Raw genomic sequence first — 22,924 nt, 5'->3', positions numbered from 1 at the left:
CAGGGGCGGACGGAGCGTCACCAAGCTGTCGCAGTGGCGCTTTTCGTGTGACTCTCACGGGTGCCGGATTGGCTTTCCCGCCGCTGATAAGGGCAGGATGCGTATTCGGGCGGGAGCTCGTGCCAAAGACCCGGGTGCGTGAAGTGTCCGGGGGCCCTGGCAGCATCGGCTTCGACGCGGCGGCCATCCTCAGGGGCGGCCGAGGATCGCAATACGCCTCAATGGCAAGAAGAACACGGGAGTACGAATATGAACCGCAGTGAGCTGGTGGCCGCTCTGTCCGAGCGCGCAGAGGTGACCCGCAAGGACGCCGACGCCGTTCTGGCCGCCCTCGCCGAGGTGACGGGCGAGGTTGTCGCCAAGGGCGACGAGAAGGTCACCATCCCCGGCTTCCTCACCTTCGAGCGCACCCACCGTGCCGCTCGCACCGCGCGCAACCCGCAGACCGGTGACCCGATCCAGATCCCCGCGGGCTACTCCGTGAAGGTCTCGGCGGGCTCCAAGCTCAAGGAAGCCGCGAAGGGCAAGTAAGGCGTCGTCCCGGCGTCCCACGGACGCCGGAACGCCCGAAGGGCGGCCACCGCGAGGTGGCCGCCCTTCGCGTTGCGCGTGCGCCGGCGCGCCGCTGGGCGTGCGTCGGCGCCTGCCGTCTTACGCGGTCGTTGTCGCCTGCGCGGGCAGTTCCACGTTGGCGCCCAGCGCCCTGAGCTTCTCCATGAAGTTCTCGTAACCCCTGTTGATCAGGTCGATGCCGTGGACGTGGGAGGTGCCCTCCGCGGCCAGGGCGGCGATCAGGTACGAGAAGCCGCCGCGCAGGTCGGGGATGACCAGGTCGGCGCCCTGGAGCTTGGTGGGGCCCGAGACGACCGCCGAGTGCAGGAAGTTGCGCTGGCCGAAGCGGCACGGCGTGCCGCCCAGGCATTCGCGGTAGAGCTGGATGTGGGCACCCATCTGGTTGAGCGCGGAGGTGAAACCGAGGCGCGACTCGTACACCGTCTCGTGGACGATGGACAGGCCCGACGCCTGCGTCAGCGCGACCACCAGCGGCTGCTGCCAGTCGGTCTGGAAGCCGGGGTGGACGTCGGTCTCCAGCGCGATCGCGCTCAGGTCGCCGCCGGGGTGCCAGAAGCGGATGCCCTGCTCGTCGATGTCGAACGCGCCGCCGACCTTGCGGTAGGTGTTGAGGAACGTCATCATCTCGCGCTGGCTGGCGCCGCGGACGTAGACGTTGCCCTTGGTGGCCAGGGCCGCGCTCGCCCAGGACGCCGACTCCAGGCGGTCGGGCAGGGCGCGGTGGTTGTAGCCGCCGAGCCGGTCCACACCGGTGATGCGGATCGTGCGGTCGGTGTCCATCGAGATGATCGCGCCCATCTTCTGCAGGACGCAGATCAGGTCCTCGATCTCCGGCTCGACGGCCGCGTTGGCGAGCTCGGTGACGCCCTCGGCGAGCACCGCCGTCAGCAGCACCTGCTCGGTCGCGCCGACCGAGGGGTACGGCAGCCGCACCTTGCAGCCGCGCAGCCGCTGCGGCGCCTCCAGGTACTGGCCCTCGGGGCGCTTCTCGATGACCGCGCCGAACTGCCGCAGGACCTCGAAGTGGAAGTCGATCGGCCGGCCGCCGATCTCGCAGCCGCCCAGGCCCGGGATGAACGCGTGGCCGAGGCGGTGCAGCAGCGGGCCGCAGAAGAGGATCGGGATGCGCGAGGAACCGGCGTGCGCGTCGATGTCGGCGACGTTGGCGCTCTCCACGTGCGACGGGTCGAGCACCAGCTCACCCGCCTCGTCACCCGGGCCCACCGTGACCCCGTGCAGTTGCAGCAGCCCGCGCACCACGCGCACGTCCCGGATGTCGGGCACGTTGCGCAGGCGGCTGGGGCCGCTGCCCAGCAGGGCGGCGACCATCGCCTTCGGCACGAGGTTCTTCGCACCGCGGACCCGGATCTCGCCCTCCAGCGGGGTGCCGCCGTGGACAAGCAGTACGTCGTCGGTCATGAGGCTCGCGTTCCTGGAGAAGGACAGAACGGGGAAGGCGTGACGCCTGGGTAAGTCTCGCAGCGGTACCTGTGTCCGCCGCGCCGGGCCGTGGTGACGGGGCGCGGGCTCGGTACCGGAAGAAATGGTAATGCGCTCGGCGGCCATACCCGTCAAGGCCGTACGCGACTGCGCCATACGGTCGTTACGACCGGCACGGCACGGTCACGCGGTATGCCACAGGTCATCACACGGCGGTCACACGTGGGGTGGACGGCGTGTCGCCGCGGCGCCCGTCCGCGTGGTCGCGCACGCGGTCGTGCGCGTCGTCGTGTCGCGGTCGTCACGTCGGGCGGGAGACGCCCGCGCGCCGCCCGGATGCGGGATCATGTGGGCATGACGGAGGCGTCCTCGCTCACCGGACGGCTGCTGGTCGCGACACCGGCCCTCGCCGACCCGAACTTCGAGCGGGCGGTGGTGCTGCTCCTCGACCACGACGAGGACGGCACCCTCGGCGTGGTCCTCAACCGGCCCACCCCGGTCGGCGTGGGCGACGTGCTCGAGCCGTGGGCGGGGCTCGCGGGGTCGCCGCAGGTGGTCTTCCAGGGCGGGCCGGTGGCGCTGGACTCGGCGCTCGCGCTGGCCGTGGTGCCGGGGGAGGCGCGGGGTGAGGGCGAGGGGGCGCCGCTGGGCTGGCGGCGGGTGCACGGCGCGATCGGCCTGGTCGACCTGGAGGCGCCGCCGGAACTGCTCGCCGCCGAGCTGGGGTCGTTGCGGATCTTCGCCGGGTACGCGGGCTGGGGGCCCGGCCAGCTGGAGGACGAGCTGGTGGACGGCGCGTGGTACGTGGTGGAGTCCGAGCCGGGGGACGTCTCCTCGCCGGATCCGGAGCGGCTGTGGCGTTCGGTGCTGCGGCGGCAGCGCAACGAGCTGGCGATGGTCGCCACCTACCCGGACGACCCGTCCCTCAACTGAGCGCCGGGCGGCACGGGTGCGCCCTTCGGTTGGACCACGGCGGGGTTCCGTCAATTAGGCTAGTTCGACATGAGCACTCTTGAGCCCGAGCGCGGGGCGGGTACCGGAACCCTGGTCGAGCCGACACCCCAGGTGTCGCACGGTGACGGGGACCACGAGCGCTTCGCCCACTACGTCCAGAAGGACAAGATCATGGAGAGCGCCCTCTCCGGATCCCCGGTGGTGGCGCTCTGCGGAAAGGTCTGGGTCCCGGGCCGCGACCCGAAGAAGTACCCGGTCTGTCCGATGTGCAAGGAGATCTTCGAGTCCATGGAAGCCGGCGGCGACGGCGACAAGGACAAGGGCGGCAAGAAGTAACCCCGAAGGCTCCCGCGCGTCCGGGCCCGGCCGGATCGCAGCCGGTTTTTGGTCCAGACCACTTGTGCTGAGTGGTCTGGACCGGTAGGCACGTCCGTATGGATCTCATCCCCGCGCCCCGGGTCGTCCGGACCGCGCTCTCCGGTGAAGACTTCGTCCTCGGCCCCGACACCCCGCTGCATGCCGGACCCGGAGCGGAGGGGGTCGCGCGGTGGCTGCGCGGGGTCCTCGGTGCCGCCTTCGGGATCGCGCTGCCTGACCGGGCGGACGCCTCCGGCGGGATCACGCTGCGGGTCGATCCGGGGCTGGACGCCGAGGCGTACCGGCTCCAGGTGGGTGCGGACGGCGTCGAGATCACCGGCGGCGACCCGGCGGGCGTCTTCTGGGGCGCGCAGACGCTGCGGCAGCTCGCCGGGGAACGCGCCTTCCGCAGGGCGCCGGTCGGCGGGCACGAGGCACGCCTGCCCGCCGTCGCGATCGAGGACGCGCCGCGCTTCGGCTGGCGCGGCTTCATGCTCGACGTGGCACGGCACTTCATGCCCAAGGACGTCGTGCTGCGCTACCTCGACCTGCTCGCCGCGCACAAGCTCAACGTGCTCCACCTGCACCTGACCGACGACCAGGGCTGGCGGATCGAGATCAAGCGCCACCCGCGGCTGACCGAGGTCGGATCGTGGCGGACCGGGACCAAGGTGGGCCTGCGCGAGTCGACCCGCTTCGACGACCGCCCGCACGGCGGCTACTACACGCAGGACGACATCCGCGAGATCGTCGCCTACGCCGCCGAGCGCCATATCCGCGTGGTCCCCGAGATCGACATCCCCGGGCACTCGCAGGCCGCCATCGCCGCGTACCCGGAACTGGGCAACACCGACGTCATCGACACCACCACCCTTCCCGTGCTGACCACTTGGGGCGTCAATTCCAACGTACTCGCCCCCACTGACACCACCCTGCGCTTCTACGAGGGCGTGCTCGAGGAGGTGCTGGACCTCTTCCCCGCCGACGTCTCGCCGTTCGTGCACATCGGCGGCGACGAGTGCCCCAAGGAGCAGTGGCGGGACTCCAAGACCGTGCAGGCGCGCATCGAGGAGCTGGGGCTGCGCGACGAGGACGCGTTGCAGAGCTGGTTCATCGGGCACTTCGACCGCTGGCTCGCCGACCGCGGGCGGCGGCTGATCGGCTGGGACGAGATCCTCGAAGGCGGCCTCGCGCCGGGCGCCGCCGTCTCCTCCTGGCGCGGTTACGCGGGCGGGATCGCCGCCGCGCGCGCCGGGCACGACGTGGTGATGTGCCCCGAGCAGCACGTCTACTTCGACCACCGGCAGGACGGCGGCCCCGACGAGCCGGTCCCCATCGGATGGGTGCGCGCCCAGGAGGACGTCTACCGCTTCGAACCGGTTCCCGCACAACTCGCCGAAGAGGGACCCCGGTTGACGTCGCGGGTGCTCGGCGCCCAGGCCAACCTGTGGACCGAGGTGCTCGACACCGTGCGGGCCGTCGACTATCAGACGTTCCCGCGCCTGGCCGCGTTCGCCGAGGTCGTCTGGTCCGACCTGCCCGCTCCCGCGCTGCGCGACCACGACGGCTTCGCCGCCCGGATGGCCGCGCACCGGGCCCGACTTGACGCCCTCGGCGTCGAGTACCGTCCGCCCGGCGGCCCGCACCCGTGGCAGCGCCGCCCCGGAGTGATCGGACGCCCGAAGGAGGGTCCGCCCCCGATCGTGTGAAGACAGGCCCGAACACGCCCCCGAACGCCCGCTGTTCCTGCGAGCATGGAAGGGTGGAAAACCGTACAACACGTCCGAAGGGCGGCAAACAGCGAGTAGTGGTGAGACGGTTGTCAAGCGGATGATCGTCCCTTCCGGGGACGGAACCACCCTTCACGGACCCACGGGTTGATCGGTCCGGAACATGTGCCAGAGTTGCCGTCACCGGTCTGTCAGCACGTACCGTACGGCGAACAGGGCCGGGCAGGCCGGCAAGGTCGGCGACGGCCGTCCGGCGCCGTGGAAGGGGCAGCTGCGTGAGCACGTACGCACGGCAGACGGGACGCACGGTGACGCTGCCCGCCTCCCTCGACGAGGCGGTGGCGGCGCTCGCCGCCATGCCCGCAGCCGTGCCGGTCGCCGGCGGCACCGATCTGATGGCCGCCGTCAACTCCGGCCTGCTGCGCCCCGCCGGGCTGGTCGGGCTCGGCCGGATCAGCGAGATCCGCGGCTGGTCCTACGCCGACGGCCACGCCCTGCTCGGCGCCGGACTGACCCACGCGCGCATGGGGCGCCCCGACTTCGCCGCGCTCATCCCGGCGCTGGCCGCCGCGGCCCGCGCCGCAGGGCCGCCGCAGATCCGCAACGCGGGCACCCTCGGCGGCAACATCGTCACCGCCGCGCCGACCGGCGACGCGCTGCCGGTGCTCGCCGCGCTGGAGGCGACCGTGGTGCTCGCCGGGCCCGACGGCAGCCGCGAGGTCCCGGTGAGCCACCTGCTGACCGGCATGGACCCGCTGCGCCCCGGCGAACTGCTGGCGTTCGTCCGCGCGCCGCTGCTGCACGCCCCGCAGACGTTCCTGAAGGCCACCGCCCGCACCGGGCCCGGCCGTGCCACCGCCTCCGTGGCGCTGGTGCTCGACCCGGCCCGGCGCGGCGTGCGGTGCGCGGTGGGCGCGGTCGCCCCGATGCCGCTGCGCCCGCTGGAGGCGGAGGCGTGGGTCGCCGGGCTGATCGACTGGGACGGCGACCGCACGCTGGAGGCCGAGGCCTGCACCGCGTTCGGCGAGTACGTGGCGATGGCGTGCATCCCGGACCCGGCCGACCACGCGGATCCGGCGAACCCCGCCGCGGGTGAACTGCCGCCCGCGGTGGCGCACCTGCGGCGTACCGTGGCCGCACTGGCCCGCCGCGCACTGGGGAGGGCGCTTTCGTGAGCGACGAGTTCGGCACCAACGACTACCCGGCCGACGGCACCGACGAGCACCGGGCCGACGACCGCGCGACCGGCCACGGCGGCGCTCCCGCCACCGGCGAGGGCGCCCACCCGGACGCCTTCGGTGCCGGGGACGGCGTGTGGTACCCGCTGCCGACCGGCGGTGAGTTCGACGGCGAGGCGACGATGCACGTCTCGTTCGCCGGCCAGCTCCCCGACGTCGTCGCCCTGCGCGCGGGCGCCGACCCGCTCGCCGCGCCCGGCCACGGCTACGTACCGCAGGAGCACCACCCGCAGGCCGCCGCGGCCCCGCAGCCGCAGGAGACCACCGGGCAGTGGGCGGTGCCGATAGAGGCCGTCGCGGTCGAGCCGGGACAGGGGCCCGCGTCGGTGCCCCCGGTCCCCGCGCCCACAGTCGACCCGGGCGCCACCCAGCAGTGGTCGATCCCGTTCGTGGCCGACGACCCGGCGGAGGAGTCGGGGGAGTACTCCCTCGGCGCGCTGATCGACCGCGGGCAGGGCGCGCCGCAGCCCCCGTACGCGCCCGAGCAGCCGCACCCGTACGCGTCGGAGCCGGACGCGCTCGCGCAGCCGCCGTACGAACCCGTCACGCACGAACCCGTCACGCACGAGCCGGTCACCCACGAGCCCGCCATCCACGAACCCCCGGGCTACGAGCCGCCACGGCACGGCCAGGGCGGCTACGACCCCGTGGACCCGGCCGCCGGGGACCCCGCCTTCGTGGGCGAGCACGCTCCCGCTCCCGTCGAGCACGCTCCCGTACCGGCGGAGGACATCCCCGAGCCGCACGCCTTCCAGCCCCCGGAGCACCCCGGTGCCCCCGAAGACGCGGGCGTGCCCGGCTTCCCCGAGCGGGCCGCCGCCCCCGACGCCCCCGTCGCCGAAGGTGATCCGCACACCGAACACCCGCTCGCCTCCTACGTGTTGCGGGTCAACGGCGCCGACCGCCCGGTCACCGACGCGTGGCTCGGGGAGTCCCTGCTGTACGTGCTGCGCGAGCGGCTCGGCCTCGCCGGGGCCAAGGACGGCTGCGAGCAGGGCGAGTGCGGGGCCTGCTCGGTGCAGGTCGACGGCCGTCTGGTGGCGTCCTGCCTGATGCCCGCGGCGACCGCGGCGGGCTGCGAGGTGCGCACCGTCGAGGGACTCGCGCAGGCCGGCCGTCCGTCCGACGTGCAGCGGGCGCTCGCCGAGTGCGGCGCGGTGCAGTGCGGCTTCTGCGTGCCGGGCATGGCGATGACCGTGCACGACCTGCTGGCCGGCAATCACCGCCCGACCGAGCTGGAGACCCGCCAGGCGCTGTGCGGCAACCTGTGCCGCTGCTCGGGCTACCAGGGCGTGCTGGACGCGGTGCGCCAGGTGGTCGCCGAACGCGAGGCCACCGCGGAGGCGGGCGAGGAGGGGGAGCCGGCCCAGGACGGCCTGCCCCGCATCCCGCACCAGGCCACCGGAGAGCAGAGCCAGGGCGGCGGAGCGCCCGCGTGACCGCCCCGACCGAACAGACCACCGTGACCACCGACCGGATCGGAGACAAGGCCGGATGACTGGACCCGACGCGGTGACCGCGACGCCCGCTGTGGTCGCGTCCGGAACCCCGGCGGCCGCCGGGGACGAGGAGAGCCCGCGCGGCCTGGGCGCGTCCGTCCCGCCCGCCGACGCGGAGGCCAAGGCCAGGGGCGTCTTCCCGTACGCCGCCGACCTGTGGGCCGAGGGCCTGCTGTGGGCCGCCGTCCTGCGCTCCCCGCACGCCTCCGCGCGCATCGTCTCCGTCGACACCACGGCCGCCGCCGCCATGCCGGGCGTGCGCGCGGTCGTCACCCACGCCGACGTCCCCGGCGCCGCCACGCACGGCCGCCGGGTCGCCGACCGCCCGGTCTTCGCGCACGACGTCGTACGCCACCACGGCGAGCCGATCGCCGCGATCGCCGCCGACCACCCGGACACCGCCCGCCTGGCCGCCGCCGCGATCGCGGTCGAGTACGAGGTGCTGGAGCCGGTCACCGACCCGGAGACGGCCTTCGAGGCGCCGCCGCTGCACCCCGACGGCAATCTGATCCGCCACATCCCGCTGCGCTGCGGCGACCCCGAGGCGGTCGGCGAGGTGATCGTCGAGGGCCTGTACCGGGTCGGCCGCCAGGACCCGGCCCCGGTCGGCGCCGAGGCGGGCCTCGCGGTGCCGCGCCCGGACGGCGGCGTGGAGCTGTACCTGGCCTCGACCGACCCGCATGCCGACCGCGACCTGGCCGCCGCCTGCTTCGCCCTGGAGCCGGACCGGGTCAAGGTCGTGGTGACCGGTGTGCCCGGGGCCATGGCGGACCGCGAGGACCCCGGCTTCCCGCTGCCGCTCGGCCTGCTGGCGCTGCGCACCGGCTGCCCGGTGAAGCTGGTGGCGACCCGCGAGGAGTCCTTCCTCGGCCACGCCCACCGGCACCCGGCGCTGCTGCGCTACCGCCACCACGCGGACGCCGAGGGCCGGCTCGTCAAGGTCGAGGCGCAGTTGCTGCTGGACGCGGGCGCCTACGCGGACGCCTCCTCCGAGGCGCTGGCCGCCGCGGTCGCCTTCGCCGCCGGGCCGTACGTCGTGCCCAACGTCTTCGTCGAGGGCTGGGCGGTGCGCACCAACAACCCGCCCTCGGGCCATGTGCGCGGCGAGGGCGCGATGCAGGTGTGCGCCGCGTACGAGGGCCAGATGGACAAGCTGGCGGCCCGCCTCGGGCTCGATCCGGCCGAGATCCGCATGCGCAACGTGCTGTCCACCGGCGACCTGCTGCCGACCGGGCAGGCGGTGACCTGCCCGGCGCCGGTCGCCGAACTGCTGACCGCGGTGCGCGACGCCGAGCTGCCGCCGCTGCCGGACGCCGAGGACGAGACGGAGTGGCTGCTGCCGGGCGGCCCGGAGGGCGCGGGCGAGCCGGGCGCGGTGCGGCGCGGCGTGGGCTACGGCATCGGCATGGTGCACATGCTCGGCGCCGAGGGCCACGACGAGGTGTCCACCGCCACCGTGAAGGTCGCCGACGGCGAGGCCACGGTGATCTGCGCGGCTGTCGAGACCGGGCAGGGCTTCGCCACGCTGGCCCGGCAGATCGTCCAGGAGGTGCTGGGCGTCGAGGAGGTCGCGGTGGTGGCCGCCGACACCGACCAGCCGCCCGCCGGGCCCTCCGCGCGCGGACGGCACACCTGGGTGTCGGGCGGGGCGGTGGAACGCGCCGCGAAGATGGTCCGCACCCAGCTGCTGCAACCGCTGGCGGCCCAGTTCGGGATGTCGGTGGAGCTGCTGGCCATCGCGGACGGCAAGATCACCTCGTACGACGGTGTGCTGAGCACCACGGTCGCCGAGGCGCTGGAGGGCAAGGAGCTGTGGGCGACCGCGCAGTGCCGCCCGCACCCCACCGAACACCTGGACGAATACGGTCACGGCGACGCCTTCGTGGGCCTGGCCTTCGCCGCCGTCCGCGCGGTGGTGGACGTCGACATCGAGCTGGGCACGGTCCGGGTGGTCGAGATGGCGGTCGCCCAGGACGTGGGCCGGGCGCTCAACCCGCGGCAGGTCGCCGCGCGCATCGAGGCCGGGGTCACCCAGGGCGTCGGCATGGCCCTGATGGAGGATCTGCGGGCACCCCGTGGCGTGGTCAAGCGCCCGACGCTCACCGGCTACCCGCTGCCGACCGCGTTGGACGCGCCGGTCGTGCGCATCGTGAAGCTGGTCGAGGAACGGGACGTCGTGGCGCCCTTCGGGGCCAAGGCGGTCAGCGCGGTGCCGGTCGTGGCGTCCCCGGCGGCGGTGGCCTCGGCGGTACGGGCGGCCACCGGGCGTCCGGTGGGCAGGCTGCCGATCCGCCCGCAGGCGGCGGTGGCGAAGCCGGCGGGGGCGTAGGCGCGGGCGCCTCCGGCGCGGCTTCGGGGCTGCGGCCGGGGGGAGTGGCGGCACCCCGGCGCGCGGGCATCCTTACGTGTTTCGTGCCGTAATGCTCCGAATGTCGCGTTCGTCACTCTCGCTCTACAGTGGTCCGTGGCCCGGCCCCTCCGCGTGGAACGAGGACCTTCGCATGAGCAACCTGTTCGTGATCGCCTACGACGACGTGCGGACCGCCACCGAGGTGCGCGACAAGCTCTTCCAGATGATGAAGGAGCACCTCATCCAGCTGGAGGACGCGGCCGTTGTCGAGCGGCGCGAGGACGGGAAGATCAAGCTGCACCAGGTCTCCAACCCCGTCGCGATGGGCGCCACCGGCGGCGCGCTGTGGGGGACGCTGATCGGGATGCTCTTCTTCGTGCCCTTCCTGGGCGCGGCGGTCGGGGCGGCGGCGGGCGCGGCGGGCGGCTCGGTGGTCGACACCGGGGTGAACGACGACTTCATGCGCGAGCTGGGGCGGAACCTGCGCCCGGGCGCGGCGGCCTTGTTCTTGCTGGTCCAGCAGGCCACCGAGGACCGGGTGGTCCCGGAGATCGCGCAGTACGGCGGCCAGCTGGTGAAGACGTCGCTGAGCGAGACGGACGAGCAGCACCTGCGCGAGGCGGTCAAGGCGGCCCGGGGGCAGTAGGGGCCCCTCCGGGGCCCGACCTGGGATGGGGGCGCTCGCCGACGGTTCTGCCGCCTCCGCCCCCGGCCCCGGCGGACCCCTGGACTCCGTCGCCGCAGGCTCCCGCTCCCGCCTTCGCCACAGGCCCCCCGCTCCCGCCTTCCCGCCCCCGGAGTCGCCCCCTCCCGTAGCCCGGCACCCCTTCATTCCACGAAATCCGAGGCCCCGGCATGCGCCGGGGCCTCGTTCGTGTCCGATTCATGCCCTCTCGCTCCGAAAACCGCAGCGATGACGCGTCCAGATCCGTGCCCGACCGACAACCCAGAGTGATAATCGGACCGGCCCCGTGTGACCCTCCGCATAGGGCGTGGATCACTTACGAAGATGTGTAGTGGGGTTATAAAGACCGGGTGAACGGGCGTACAAAGCCTCGGGCGCGCTATTCCGCGTGCCGCCGTTACGGAGATTCAACGAAGTCCGGTAGTACGTCACACCTTTGCCACGCGATTTTCCGGTCGCTAACAATTACCGAGCCGCAGGGCGCCGCGTATCTGACACGCGGCGCTTTTTGCCGGAGAGGCGACTGCGACTCGCTTCACCGACGACTGCGACTCCGACCGGAAGAGGACAACCACCCCATGCCCATTCCCGCCGCTTTCAACCGCCTGACCCGGACTTACCAGAACTCCACCGCGCGCATGACCCGGAAGCAGAAGCTCTCCGCGGCCGGTGTGGCCGTCGCCGGAGCCTCCGTCCTGGCCTTCACGGTCGTACCGGCGTCGGCTCACGCGGCCAACCCGAGCAACCCCGTGATGGGTGTCGCGATGGCGTGGAACGGGTCGGGGCACACCGGCGACGGCAAGCACATCCAGCCCAACGTCGCGGACGGCCTCGCCGTCACCGGCAAGCAGTCCGGCAACAACGACCTCCCGAAGTCCGGGGCCGCCCAGAAGAAGGCCGACGACGCCAAGGCCGCCGCGGACCAGGCTGCCCGGGACAAGGCCGCCAAGGCCGCCAAGGACCAGGCCGCCAAGGAGCGCAAGGACGACAAGCCGGCCGCCAACCGCTCCGAGCAGCGCAAGCCCGTCGCGGCCGCGCCGGCCGCCCCGCAGTACGCGAACAACCTCAACGGCTGGATCAACCACGCGCTGGCGATCATGCACCAGCACAACATCCCCGGCTCGTACGAGGGCATTCACCGCAACGTCATGCGGGAGTCCAGCGGTAACCCGAACGCGATCAACAACTGGGACATCAACGCGCAGAACGGCATTCCTTCCAAGGGCCTTCTCCAGGTGATCCAGCCCACGTTCGAGGAGTACCACATCTCCGGGACGGCGAACAATCTGTACGACCCGGTGGCGAACATCGTGGCCGCGTGCAATTACGCCGCCCACCGCTACGGCACGATCGACAACGTGAACTCGGCGTACTGATCGAATTCACGCGCGCCGATTCACCGGTGCCGAACGGCACTGTCAACGGCCGGGGCCCGCAATCCGTAAAGGGATTGCGGGCCCCGGCCGTTGGTGCGTCGGGACGCGATCGGAGGCCGTGGCGGGAATTGAACCCACGTAACTCGCTTTGCAGGCGAGCCCCTCAACCACTCGGGCACACGGCCGCGTTGGCGCCGCACGCACGAAGTCCGCTCAAGGGCGTCTTCGTGGTGCTTCGTCTTGCTTCGTCTTCTTCATCGGGTGTCCTCCGGATTGCTCCGGCTTCCTCCGACGCCTCCGACGATAGGCCCCGGGGCCCGGGCGGGGTCAACGGCCGCGCGGGGAACGCAACGTGACCGCCATACCGCGTTCACGTTCGGGCGGCGGCGGCCCGGGCCGGTAGGCTGTCACGGTTTTCGTACCCAACCGACGAGAGACGGACCGGAGAACGTGACCACGACCGCCTCCCACCACCTCTCACCCGCCTTCCCCGGCCGCGCCCCCTGGGGTACCGCGGGCAAACTGCGCGCCTGGCAGCAGGCCGCGCTCGACCGCTACCTCACCGAACAGCCCCGCGACTTCCTGGCGGTGGCGACCCCCGGGGCCGGCAAGACCACGTTCGCGCTGACCCTCGCCTCGTACCTGCTGCACCACCACGTCGTCCAGCAGGTCACCGTGGTCGCGCCGACCGAACACCTGAAGAAGCAGTGGGCCGAGGCGGCGGCCAGGATAGGCATCAAGCTCGACCCGGACTACAGCGCGGGGCCGGTCTCGAAGGAGTACCACGGCGTCGCCGTCACCTACGCGGGCGTCGGCGTGCGGCCGATGCTGCACCGCAACCGCTGCGAGCAGCGCAAGACCCTCGTCATCCTCGACGAGATCCACCACGCCGGCGACAGCAAGTCGTGGGGCGAGGCGTGCTTCGAGGCGTTCGAGCCCGCGGCCCGGCGGCTCGCGCTGACCGGCACCCCGTTCCGCTCCGACACCAACCCCATCCCGTTCGTCGCCTACGTCGAGGGCTCCGACGGCATCCGCCGCTCGTCCGCCGACTACACCTACGGCTACGGCAACGCGCTCGGGGACGGCGTGGTGCGCCCGGTCATCTTCCTCTCCTACAGCGGCAACATGCGCTGGCGGACCAAGGCGGGCGACGAGATCGCCGCGCGGCTCGGTGAGCCGATGACCAAGGACGCCATCGGCCAGGCCTGGCGCACCGCGCTGGCGCCGACCGGCGAGTGGATCCCCAACGTGCTGCGCGCCGCCGACCAGCGGCTGACCGAGGTGCGCAAGTCCATCCCCGACGCGGGCGGCCTGGTCATCGCCTCCGACCAGGACTCGGCGCGCGCGTACGCGAAGCTGATCCGCGAGATCACCGGCACCAGGGCGACCGTGGTGCTCTCCGACGACGCGGGCGCGTCCAAACGCATCGACGAGTTCAGCGACAACGAGGACCGCTGGATGGTCGCGGTCCGCATGGTCTCCGAGGGCGTCGACGTGCCGCGGCTGGCGGTCGGGGTGTACGCCACGACCATCTCCACCCCGCTGTTCTTCGCGCAGGCGGTGGGCCGCTTCGTCCGCTCCAGGCGGCGCGGCGAGACCGCCTCGGTCTTCCTGCCGACGATTCCCATGCTGCTGGGCTTCGCCAACGAGATGGAGGTCGAGCGCGACCACGTGCTCGACAAGCCGAAGAAGGACGGCGGCGAGGAGGACCCGTACGCGGAGGAGGACAAGCTCCTCGCCGAGGCGGAGAAGCAGCAGGACGAGGCCACCGAGGACCAACTGCCGTTCGAGGCGCTGGAGTCCGACGCGGTCTTCGACCGGGTGCTCTACGACGGCGCCGAGTTCGGCATGCAGGCCCACCCGGGCAGCGAGGAGGAGCAGGACTACCTGGGCATCCCCGGCCTGCTGGAGCCCGACCAGGTGCAGATGCTGCTCCAGCGGCGGCAGGCCCGGCAGATCGCGCACAGCCGCAAGAAGCCCGACGCGGAGGCCGACCTGATCGAGCTGCCCGCCGAGCGGCGCCCGATCGTCACCCATAAGGAACTGCTGGAGCTGCGCAAGCGGCTCAACACGATGGTGTCCGCCTACACCCACCAGAGCGGCAAGCCGCACGGCGTCATCCACAACGAGCTGCGCCGGGTGTGCGGCGGGCCGCCCTCGGCCGAGGCGACCGCGGGGCAGATTGAGGAGCGCATCAAGAAGGTCCAGGAGTGGGCGACCCGGATGCGCTGAGCGCGCCCCGCGCCCGTCCGGAACCGGAGATCGTCGTCCGCCCGCGCCGCCTCCGTGTCCACACCCCGCGACCTGCGCTGTCACCACGCTCGCGGGTGCCCTCCATGGGCCGTTAAAGCAGCGGCAAAGCTCTCCGCCCGGATTGTGGACCGGCTCTTCCGCTGAGCGGTACGCGTGGTTACTGTCCCGTCACGCACGCGCCGTGGCAACGTCGCCGCGGAGTGCGGCCGGGAACCACGCGACCGGCGGCCTTCGCGCGCGCTGCCGTCCGTGGCAGTCCACCGCCGAGCACGAGCCGCCACTCACGGATAGGGGGGCCGTCGTGACCGCGGAGACCTCACAGACGCTGGACCGGGGCCTGAAGGTCCTCAAACTGCTCGCCGACACCGACCACGGCCTGACCGTCACCGAACTGGCCGGCCGCCTCGGCGTCAACCGCACCGTCGTCTACCGCCTGCTGGCCACCCTGGAGCAGCACGCCCTGGTCCGCCGCGACCTCGGCGGCCGGGCCCGGGTCGGCCTGGGCGTGCTGCGCCTGGCCCATCAGGTGCATCCGCTGCTGCGGGAGGCCGCGCTGCCCGCGCTGCGCTCGCTCGCCGAGGACGTCGGGGCGACCGCCCACCTCACCCTGGTCGACGGCAACGACGCGCTCGCGGTGGCCGTCGTCGAGCCGAGCTGGACCGACTACCACGTCGCGTACCGCACCGGCTTCCGTCATCCGCTGGAACGCGGGGCCGCGGGCAAGGCGATCCTGCGGGCCCGCGAGCGCGCCGCCCAGCCGCTGGCCACCGTGCCCCCGCAGCCTCGCGACGGCGACCGCCCCGCGCCGCCGCCGTACGTCCTGACCCACGGCGAACTGGAGGCGGGCGCCAGCGGGGCCGCCGCGCCGCTGTCCGGGGTGACCGGCGTCGAGGGCAGCGTCGGCGTGGTCATGCTGGCGGACGCGGTGCCGGAACGGGTCGGGGCCCGGGTCGTGGAAGCCGCGCTGGAGGTGTCGGAAGCGTTGCGATGAGGCATCGGTGACCCCGGTGGACGCGGGCGACGCGAGGGGAGGGCCGGGCGGAATGCTGTAATGCCCTACGTGTCTTCTCGCGCCAGGATCCTCACCCTCTGCTCCGCCGTCGTCGTGGCACTGCTGTGCGTCGCGGCCTTCGCACCGCTCCCGGTCACCATCGCCTACCCGGGGATGACCGCGAACGTCCTGGGATCGAGCGGCGGCCAGAAGGTGATCACCATCACCGGCACGCCGACGCGGAAGACCAGCGGGCAGCTGCGCATGGTGACCATCGAGGCGACCGCGCCCAACGCGCCGGTGCACTTCCTGGACGTGGCGAAGGCGTGGTTCAGGACCGACGAGGCCGCGATGCCGCGCAGCGCCGTCTACCAGGGCTCGGCGAAGCAGGCGGACCAGGTCAACGCGCAGGAGATGCAGCAGTCGCAGGACGCGGCCACCTCGGCGGCCCTCGGCCACCTGGGCCTGTCCTCGAAGAAGGTCCACGTCGACCTGACGCTGGCAGGCGTCGGCGGGCCCAGCGCGGGCCTGATGTTCACCCTGGGGATCATCGACAGCATCGACGGCAACGGCCACGGCGGCGACCTGAGCGGCGGCCGGGTCATCGCCGGCACCGGCACCATCACCGCGAACGGAACGGTCGGCGCGGTCGGCGGCGTCCCGCTCAAGGAGCAGGCCGCCCGGCAGGACGGCGCCACCGTCTTCCTCACCCCCAAGGCCGAGTGCGCCGACGCCAAGGCGCTGCCCCCGGCGGGCCTGAAGGTGATCCCGGTGACCTCGCTGGACAACGCGCTGTCGGTGCTGGCCACGCTCAACTCCGGTGGGAAGGTGCCGAGTTGCTGACACGGCGCACGCGCTGAAGGCCCCGCACCGAGGGCCCCGCGCCGAACGCCCGCCCGCCGAACGCCCCCGCCCCCGGGACCCGGTCAGTCCGCGTCCCGGGACGCCTGCTCGACCAGCGGGATGATCCGTAGCGGCACCGGGTTCTCCATCACGATCGCCGTCGCGGCGCGCACGATGCCCTCGAAGCCGACCACGCGGTCGATGACCCGTTGCAGGTCCGCGTTGGAGCGGGCCACCAGGCGGCAGAGCATGTCGCCCTGGCCGGTGGTGGTGTGCAGCTCCAGCACCTCGGGGACGCCCGCCAGGTGCGCCCGTACGTCCGTGCCCTGGCCCTGCTTGATCTCCAGCGTCGCGAACGCGGTCACCGGATAGCCCAGCGCGGCCGGGTCGACCTGCGGCCCGAACCCGCGGATCACCCCCTTCTCCCGCATCCGGTCCAGCCGCGCCTGCACCGTGCCGCGGGCCACGCCGAGGCGCCGGGACGCCTCCAGCACGCCGATGCGCGGCTCCCGCTCCAGCAACCGGATCAGACGCCCGTCGAGCGCGTCGATGCTCATCCGCCACCTCCCGTGGTCACCCTGCACAGATTGACCGGTCGATCCTGCTCACCGCTGTACAGAATGTCTAGCGAATGCGCGAACTATTGCGCAGTATGGGGCATGGGGAGACCCTTTTGCCATGACTCAGACCCAGGACAACTTCCCCGTCAAGGGCATGGATGCCGTCGTCTTCGCGGTCGGCAACGCCAAGCAGGCCGCGCACTACTACTCGACCGCCTTCGGCATGAAGCTCGTCGCCTACTCGGGACCGGAGAACGGCAGCCGCGAGACCGCCAGTTACGTCCTGGAGTCGGGCAACGCCCGCTTCGTGTTCACCTCCGTCATCAAGGCCGACAGCGACCGGGCCCGCTTCCTGGAGCGCCACGTCGCCGCCCACGGTGACGGCGCGATCGACCTGGCCATCGAGGTGCCCGACGCCCGCGCCGCCTACGAGTACGCCCTCGCGCACGGTGCCACCGGCCTTGAGGAGCCGTACGAGCTCAAGGACGAGCACGGCACCGTGGTGATCGCCTCGATCGCCACCTACGGCGAGACCCGCCACAGCCTGGTGGAGCGCACCGGCTACGACGGCCCGTACCTGCCCGGTTACGTGGCCCGTGAGCCGATCGTGGAGCCCGGCGCGCGCCGCTTCCAGGCCATCGACCACTGCGTCGGCAACGTCGAACTCGGCAAGATGAACGAGTGGGTGGCGTTCTACAACAACGTCATGGGCTTCACCAACATGAAGGAGTTCGTGGGCGACGACATCGCCACCGAGTACTCCGCGCTGATGTCCAAGGTCGTGGCGGACGGCACCCGCAAGGTGAAGTTCCCGCTCAACGAGCCGGCCATCGCCAAGAAGAAGTCCCAGATCGACGAGTACCTGGAGTTCTACGGCGGCCCTGGCATGCAGCACATCGCCCTGGCCACCAACGACATCGTCGCAACGGTGCGCGCGATGCGGGCGGCGGGCGTGGAGTTCCTCAACACCCCCGACTCCTACTACGACACCCTCGGCGAGTGGGCCGGCGAGACCCGGGTGCCGGTCGAGACGCTGCGCGAGCTGAAGATCCTGGTCGACCGCGACGAGGACGGCTACCTGCTGCAGATCTTCACCAAGCCGGTCCAGGACCGCCCGACCGTCTTCTTCGAGATGATCGAGCGCCACGGCTCCATGGGCTTCGGCAAGGGCAACTTCAAGGCGCTGTTCGAGGCCATCGAGCGCGAGCAGGAGCGCCGCGGCAACCTGTGACGCGCCCCGCGCGCCCGGCCCGCCCGACGTGCCGCATCCGGCGCGGGCCTGGGAGTCCTTCCCTGACAGGGCGCACGGTGACACGCTGATCCCATGGGCGATCTGATCTCACTGCTGCGCACCGGACTCCCGGACGAGGCGGTGATGGCCGACCCGGACGTCACCGCCTCGTACGCCACCGACATGGCCAGCTTCTGCGACAGCGGCGCCCCGGCCGTCGTGGTGCTGCCGCGCACCGTGGAACAGGTCCAGCACGTGATGCGGGTCGCCACCGAGCTGCGCGTCCCCGTCGTCCCGCAGGGCGCGCGCACCGGCCTGTCGGGGGCCGCCAACGCCTCCGACGGCTGCGTGGTGCTGTCGCTCACCCGGATGAACCGCATCCTGGAGATCGACACCGTCGACCGGATCGCCGTCGTCGAACCCGGCGTCGTCAACGCCGAGTTGTCCCGCGCGGCCGCCGCCGAGGGCCTGTACTACCCGCCGGATCCCTCCAGTTGGGAGCAGTGCACCATCGGCGGCAACATCGGCACCGGCGCCGGCGGGCTGTGCTGCGTGAAGTACGGGGTCACCAGCGAGTACGTGATCGGGCTCGACGTCGTGCTGGCCGACGGGCGGCTGCTGCGCACCGGGCGGCGCACCGCCAAGGGCGTCGCGGGCTACGACCTGACCCGGCTGTTCGTGGGATCCGAGGGCAGCCTGGGCATCGTGGTGCGCGCGGTGCTCTCCCTCAAGCCCGCCCCACCCGCGCAGCTCGCGCTGGCCGCCGAGTTCCCCTCGGTCGCCGCGGCCTGCGACGCGGTGTGCGCGATCTCGCAAGGGGGCCACGTCCCCTCGCTGCTGGAACTCATGGACCGCACGACCGTGCGGGCCGTCAACGACATGACGCGCATGGGCCTGCCGGAGACCACCGAGGCCCTGCTGCTCGCCGCCTTCGACACCCCCGACCCCGCGGCCGACCTCGGCGCCGTCGCCGCCCTGTGCACCGCGGCCGGGGCGAGCGCCGTGGTGCCCGCCGAGGACGCGGCGGAGTCCGAACTGCTGCTCCAGGCACGGCGCTCCGCGCTGCCCGCGCTGGAACGCGCCACCGGCACCACGATGATCGACGACGTCGCGGTGCCGCGTTCCCGGCTCGCCGAGATGCTGGACGGCGTGGCCGCCATCGCCGACCGCTACGACCTGGTCATCGGGGTGTGCGCGCACGCGGGCGACGGCAACACCCACCCGGTGGTCTGCTTCGACCCGGCCGACGCCGACCAGGCCCGGCGGGCCCGCGCGTCCTTCGACGAGATCATGGCGCTCGGCCTCGAACTCGGCGGCACCATCACCGGCGAACACGGCGTCGGCGTCCTGAAGAAGGACTGGCTGGCCCGCGAACTCGGCCCGGTGGGTCTTGAGTTGCAACGCGGCGTCAAGCAGGTCTTCGACCCGCTCGGGCTGCTCAACCCGGGCAAGCTCTTCTGACATCCGCTTCCCGGCCCGCCGTCAGGCACCCCCCTCCGGCGCGTCGTCACCCGGCCATGGGTCGCGCAACCACAGCTCGTCGCGCGTGGTCGGCGCCAGCAGCCGGCTCAGGCCGTCCTCCATCCCCAGCTGCTCGTGCTCGGAGCCGGGCGGCACGACGCGCAACGTCCGCTCCAGCCAGGCGGCCACCGGCGAGGACGCCGCCTCCAGCAGCGCGTTGCCGTCCGGGGAGCTGAGCGCGAGACACACCACGCTGCGGCCCTCCACCTTCGTCGGCCAGATCCGCACGTCCCCGTGCCCGCACGGCCGGAACACCCCTTCGACCAGCAGCTCCCTGGCGAACGTCCAGTTCACCGGCGAGTCGGAGCCGATGTGGAAGGTGATGTGCACGGCGAACGGGTCGTCGGCCCGGTAGACCAGCCGGGCGGGCACCGGCACGCTGCGCTCGGGGGAGAGCACCAGGTTCAGTTCGAGTTCGCGTTCCACCACGGTGTGCATGAAGAGACGTCCTTTCCTCGGCGACCCCTGGCGGAGTGACGCAGCGGGCGCTGCGGGGGCCGCACCGGGAGAGAGCGCATACTCCCCACACCATTACGCGACTTGCGCGGACTGTGTTGGGTTTTTCCGAACGTCTCCCGGGTCCGGGCCCCAGCGGCTAAAGGGGCGCCCGGCCCGGACGCGCGCCGGGCGCGCGCGTTCGGTGGGCGAACGTCCGATTGATCCGGCTTCCGGGGCGCCCGTTCTTCGTTAGTGTCTTCCCCCGGGTACTTGGCACAGAGGGGAGTTGGGGGCATTGTCGACCTCCGGTGGGGGCGCGGAATCACCTCGCGAGGGGTACTACCCCGACCCGTCGATCCCGGGTTACGTCCGGTACTGGAACGGCTCGGCCTGGGTGCCCGGCACCAGTCGCCCGCAGCCCGCGCCGGGCGAGGTGCTGACCCCGCCGCCCGCGGCGGTCTCCGCGGCCTCTTCCGCTCCCGGTCCCGCGCCCGTGCCTGTCAGGCCGCCCGCGTCGGTCGAGGAGTCCGGCCCGATGTTCCTGGACGAGGACCCCGCCGCGCCGGTCGCCCAGCGCGGCGAGCGGGCCGCGGGGGAGTCGGGCTGGAAGGCGGACCCGGCACGGCAGTCCGGCGTCGGCGAGGACGCGCGGCGGGTGGCGTGGGGCTCGGAGGACGCCAAGGAGGCGGGCGGGGGCGGGAGTCCGGAGGCGGGAGCGGAGACGCCCGCCGGGACCGCGTCGGCCCCGCCTGCCTCGGCCTCCGCCGCGCCCGCGTCGGCCCCGGCCGCCTCCGGGCCCCGGCCCGCCTCCGCCCTGCCCGCGGGCTCTGCGCCTCCGCTCGCGCTGCCCGCGCCCGCCGCGCCGTCGTCCGGAGCCGCGTCCGTCGCGCCCGCCTCCGGTGCGGGGGTCGCTCGTGAGGGTGGTTACGGGTACCCGCGCACCGCGCCGCCCGCCGCGCCCGCCGGAGGCTACGGCTATCCGCAGGGCAACGCCCCGGCCGCGCCCGGCAGTTACGGCTACCCGCAGCCGCAGAGCGCCTCCGGGGACGCCGCCGTGCCGTGGCAGCGCCAGGTGCAGCGGCTGGCGACACCGGCGCAGGACGCGGCGGGCGAGGCCGCCGAGGCGCACCCGGTGCCCTGGCGCCCGCCGGCCGCCCCGAGCAACCCCTTCCTCGCCGCCCAGGAGCCGGACCGCCCCGCGAGCCCCGGCCGCCGCCTGCTCGCCGGGATCGTGGACACCGTCGTGCTCGGCGCGGTCGTCGGCGCCGCCACGTTCCCGCTGGTGACCGCGTCCGTCCAGCACCTCCAGCACAAGATCGACGCCGCCCGGCTCAGCGGTGAGAACGTCCAGATCTGGCTGATCGACGGCACGACCGGCCTCTGCCTCGGCACCGTGCTGGCCGTCCTGCTGGTCGCCGGACTGCTCTACGAGGCGCTGCCGACCGCCCGCTGGGGCCGCACGCTGGGCAAGAAGCTGCTGGGCGTGCGGGTACTGGACATCGAGTCGCAGCTGACGCCGGGCTTCGGCCGGTCGCTGCGCCGGACGCTGGTGCGCCTCGTACTGCACCTGCTGGTGATCGGCGTGGTCAACGACGTGTGGTGCCTGTTCGACCGCCCCTGGCGGCAGTGCTGGCACGACAAGGCCGCCCGTACCTTCGTCGCCGCCGGCAAGTGACCGTCCGTCCCCCGAACGGGCCAGGAGCGCGGGCGGCGGCGCGGCGGCCGGGTTTGACTCGGTGCATGAGCACCGATCAGCCGCCGCCCGGCTCGGGCGACCAGCCGCCCGAGGACCCGTTCCGGAAGCGGCCGGAAGGCGGTGAGGACACGCCCTACGGCTCCGGCGGGCCGTACGGAGCCCCGCCCCCCGGCCCGGCCGACCAGCCCTTCGGCGGCGGCACCGGCACCCCGCCGCCGTACGACCCCTCGTACGGCGCGCAGACCCCGGACCCGCTGGCCGGGATGCCGCCGCTGGCCGCCCGGCCGCGCCGACTGCTGGCCCGGATCATCGACGCGTTGATCGTCGGCATCCCGCTCGGCATCATCCTGGGCTTCGGCTTCGGCGGCTACAACTACAACAACACCGCGCGCAGCTTCTGGGAGGAGCTGATCTACGCCGTCGTCTACTTCCTGTACGACGGCTACATGCTCACCACCCGGGGCCAGACCTTCGGCAAGATGGCGATGAAGATCCGCGTGGCGATGCTGGAGAACGGCACCACCCCGGCCGGTCAGCCCGGCTGGACGCGCGCGGCCGTCTACGCGCTGCCGCCGATCGTGCCGTGCTGCGGCTCGCTCTTCTGGCTGGTGAACGTCCTGTGGTGCCTGTGGGACAAGCCGTACCACCAGTGCCTGCACGACAAGTCGGCGAAGACGGTCGTGGTCTCGACGACCTGAGCGCGCACCCGCGGTCAGGTCTCAGCGGCGCAGCGACACCGGGGTGCGGGCGGTCGGGCGGGACGGCGGGGCCGGTTCGGGGGCCGCGCCCGGCGGCTCGGGGGCCCGCACGCCGCGGGGTGTCGCCACCGTGAGGGCGACGAGCAGGCCGAGCGCCAGCCCGGCCAGCGCTATGACGATCACACCGGGGCCTTCGTGCACTCCGGACAAGAGCAGCATCGCCAGGGTCGACAGGACGACGGTGGCCGAACCAGAGGCGCACTGGGCGCGGGTCGGACGCGGCATGGCGGAATCCGTCCTCGATACGGGGGTGTGGTGCGTACGTCGGTCAGAGCGTGGCGGTGCCGCCCTGAAGACTCTACGAGTCCGCATGCCCGATGGGAACGCCCGGTAAGCGTGAGCTCACTCATGGTGCGATGCACAAGGGGCGCACGGATTCACACAGCCCCGCGCGCCCCAGCCGTCACGGCGGGAGGTGACCGGAACGCGCC

Annotated in this window: 20 protein-coding genes and 1 tRNA gene; 16 read left to right on the top strand and 5 right to left on the bottom strand. The window is 72.8% G+C overall.

The window, feature by feature from the left end; translation table 11 throughout:
* The first annotated feature begins 249 nt into the window (after window positions 1–249).
* A complete protein-coding gene (locus tag K7472_RS24615) occupies window positions 250–531 on the top strand; it encodes an HU family DNA-binding protein (protein ID WP_109446887.1) in 282 nt (93 codons plus the stop codon).
* A 120-nt stretch (window positions 532–651) separates the two neighbouring features.
* Here the strand turns inward: K7472_RS24615 and murA are convergent, their stop codons facing one another.
* Window positions 652–1,992 carry a UDP-N-acetylglucosamine 1-carboxyvinyltransferase gene (murA, locus tag K7472_RS24610; RefSeq protein ID WP_222980732.1) on the bottom strand — a complete coding sequence of 447 codons (1,341 nt, stop codon included), beginning with the start codon at window positions 1,990–1,992 and terminating at the stop codon, window positions 652–654.
* A 375-nt stretch (window positions 1,993–2,367) separates the two neighbouring features.
* On the opposite strand from murA, the gene K7472_RS24605 reads away from it, so the two are divergent.
* The 8 genes from K7472_RS24605 to K7472_RS24570 all read left to right on the top strand — a co-directional run bounded on the left by K7472_RS24605 (window position 2,368) and on the right by K7472_RS24570 (window position 12,202).
* Window positions 2,368–2,946 carry a YqgE/AlgH family protein gene (locus K7472_RS24605; RefSeq protein ID WP_222980731.1) on the top strand — a complete coding sequence of 193 codons (579 nt, stop codon included), beginning with the start codon at window positions 2,368–2,370 and terminating at the stop codon, window positions 2,944–2,946.
* Window positions 2,947–3,015: 69 nt separating this feature from the next.
* Window positions 3,016–3,303 carry a DUF3039 domain-containing protein gene (locus tag K7472_RS24600; protein ID WP_109446893.1) on the top strand — a complete coding sequence of 96 codons (288 nt, stop codon included), beginning with the start codon at window positions 3,016–3,018 and terminating at the stop codon, window positions 3,301–3,303.
* Window positions 3,304–3,401: 98 nt separating this feature from the next.
* On the top strand, window positions 3,402–5,033 hold the full coding sequence (locus tag K7472_RS24595) for a beta-N-acetylhexosaminidase (protein WP_222980730.1): 1,632 nt from the start codon (window positions 3,402–3,404) through the stop codon (window positions 5,031–5,033).
* 296 nt (window positions 5,034–5,329) lie between these two features.
* Entirely contained in the window at window positions 5,330–6,229 is a 900-nt protein-coding gene (locus K7472_RS24590; protein WP_222980729.1) for an FAD binding domain-containing protein, read from the top strand.
* Window positions 6,226–7,731: a 2Fe-2S iron-sulfur cluster-binding protein gene (locus K7472_RS24585; RefSeq protein WP_308014071.1), complete on the top strand. Its 1,506-nt coding sequence runs from the start codon at window positions 6,226–6,228 to the stop codon at window positions 7,729–7,731. The genes K7472_RS24590 and K7472_RS24585 overlap by 4 nt, the downstream gene beginning before the upstream one ends.
* Window positions 7,732–7,786: 55 nt before the next feature.
* A complete protein-coding gene (locus K7472_RS24580; protein ID WP_222980728.1) occupies window positions 7,787–10,120 on the top strand; it encodes a xanthine dehydrogenase family protein molybdopterin-binding subunit in 2,334 nt (777 codons plus the stop codon).
* Window positions 10,121–10,292: 172 nt separating this feature from the next.
* Window positions 10,293–10,787, top strand: a complete 495-nt coding sequence (locus tag K7472_RS24575) for a DUF1269 domain-containing protein (RefSeq protein WP_222980727.1) — start codon at window positions 10,293–10,295, stop codon at window positions 10,785–10,787.
* Window positions 10,788–11,404: 617 nt separating this feature from the next.
* The gene (locus tag K7472_RS24570; protein ID WP_222980726.1) at window positions 11,405–12,202 is read left to right on the top strand and encodes a transglycosylase SLT domain-containing protein; all 798 of its coding nucleotides are present in this window, start codon (window positions 11,405–11,407) and stop codon (window positions 12,200–12,202) included.
* A gap of 113 nt (window positions 12,203–12,315) precedes the next feature.
* Here the strand turns inward: K7472_RS24570 and K7472_RS24565 are convergent.
* Window positions 12,316–12,387, bottom strand: a tRNA-Cys gene (locus K7472_RS24565).
* Window positions 12,388–12,652: 265 nt separating this feature from the next.
* Between K7472_RS24565 and K7472_RS24560 the strand changes: the two genes are divergently transcribed.
* The 3 genes from K7472_RS24560 (at window position 12,653) to K7472_RS24550 (ending at window position 16,289) form a co-directional block, all read left to right on the top strand.
* Window positions 12,653–14,434, top strand: a complete 1,782-nt coding sequence (locus K7472_RS24560; protein ID WP_222980725.1) for a DEAD/DEAH box helicase — start codon at window positions 12,653–12,655, stop codon at window positions 14,432–14,434.
* Window positions 14,435–14,756: 322 nt separating this feature from the next.
* Window positions 14,757–15,446, top strand: coding sequence for an IclR family transcriptional regulator (locus tag K7472_RS24555; RefSeq protein ID WP_222980724.1), 690 nt, complete (start codon window positions 14,757–14,759; stop codon window positions 15,444–15,446).
* Window positions 15,447–15,506: 60 nt separating this feature from the next.
* Window positions 15,507–16,289, top strand: coding sequence for a S16 family serine protease (locus tag K7472_RS24550; RefSeq protein WP_222980723.1), 783 nt, complete (start codon window positions 15,507–15,509; stop codon window positions 16,287–16,289).
* A gap of 83 nt (window positions 16,290–16,372) precedes the next feature.
* Here K7472_RS24550 and K7472_RS24545 read toward each other — a convergent pair whose 3' ends face one another.
* Window positions 16,373–16,846 (bottom strand): Lrp/AsnC family transcriptional regulator, encoded by a 474-nt coding sequence (locus tag K7472_RS24545; RefSeq protein ID WP_222980722.1) that lies wholly within the window; start codon window positions 16,844–16,846, stop codon window positions 16,373–16,375.
* A gap of 121 nt (window positions 16,847–16,967) precedes the next feature.
* Here K7472_RS24545 and hppD point away from each other — a divergent pair, with 121 nt between their 5' ends.
* Both hppD and K7472_RS24535 read left to right on the top strand, forming a co-directional pair.
* Entirely contained in the window at window positions 16,968–18,080 is a 1,113-nt protein-coding gene (gene hppD / locus K7472_RS24540) for a 4-hydroxyphenylpyruvate dioxygenase (RefSeq protein ID WP_222980721.1), read from the top strand.
* 93 nt (window positions 18,081–18,173) lie between these two features.
* Complete coding sequence (locus K7472_RS24535) at window positions 18,174–19,541, top strand: FAD-binding oxidoreductase (RefSeq protein ID WP_222980720.1); 1,368 nt, start codon at window positions 18,174–18,176, stop codon at window positions 19,539–19,541.
* A gap of 21 nt (window positions 19,542–19,562) precedes the next feature.
* Here K7472_RS24535 and K7472_RS24530 read toward each other — a convergent pair whose 3' ends face one another.
* Window positions 19,563–20,039, bottom strand: coding sequence for an SsgA family sporulation/cell division regulator (locus K7472_RS24530; RefSeq protein ID WP_222980719.1), 477 nt, complete (start codon window positions 20,037–20,039; stop codon window positions 19,563–19,565).
* A 295-nt stretch (window positions 20,040–20,334) separates the two neighbouring features.
* Here K7472_RS24530 and K7472_RS24525 point away from each other — a divergent pair, with 295 nt between their 5' ends.
* Together K7472_RS24525 and K7472_RS24520 are read left to right on the top strand one after the other, a co-directional pair.
* Window positions 20,335–21,714 carry an RDD family protein gene (locus K7472_RS24525; protein WP_222980718.1) on the top strand — a complete coding sequence of 460 codons (1,380 nt, stop codon included), beginning with the start codon at window positions 20,335–20,337 and terminating at the stop codon, window positions 21,712–21,714.
* A gap of 65 nt (window positions 21,715–21,779) precedes the next feature.
* A complete protein-coding gene (locus K7472_RS24520) occupies window positions 21,780–22,433 on the top strand; it encodes an RDD family protein (protein WP_222980717.1) in 654 nt (217 codons plus the stop codon).
* Between the two features lie 21 nt (window positions 22,434–22,454).
* Here K7472_RS24520 and K7472_RS24515 read toward each other — a convergent pair whose 3' ends face one another.
* Window positions 22,455–22,718, bottom strand: coding sequence for a hypothetical protein (locus tag K7472_RS24515; RefSeq protein ID WP_222980716.1), 264 nt, complete (start codon window positions 22,716–22,718; stop codon window positions 22,455–22,457).
* Window positions 22,719–22,924: the final 206 nt, after the last annotated feature.

Source organism: Streptantibioticus parmotrematis (assembly GCF_019890615.1).
Lineage (GTDB): Bacteria > Actinomycetota > Actinomycetes > Streptomycetales > Streptomycetaceae > Streptantibioticus_D > Streptantibioticus_D parmotrematis.
This window is presented reverse-complemented; position numbering and strand designations above follow the sequence as displayed.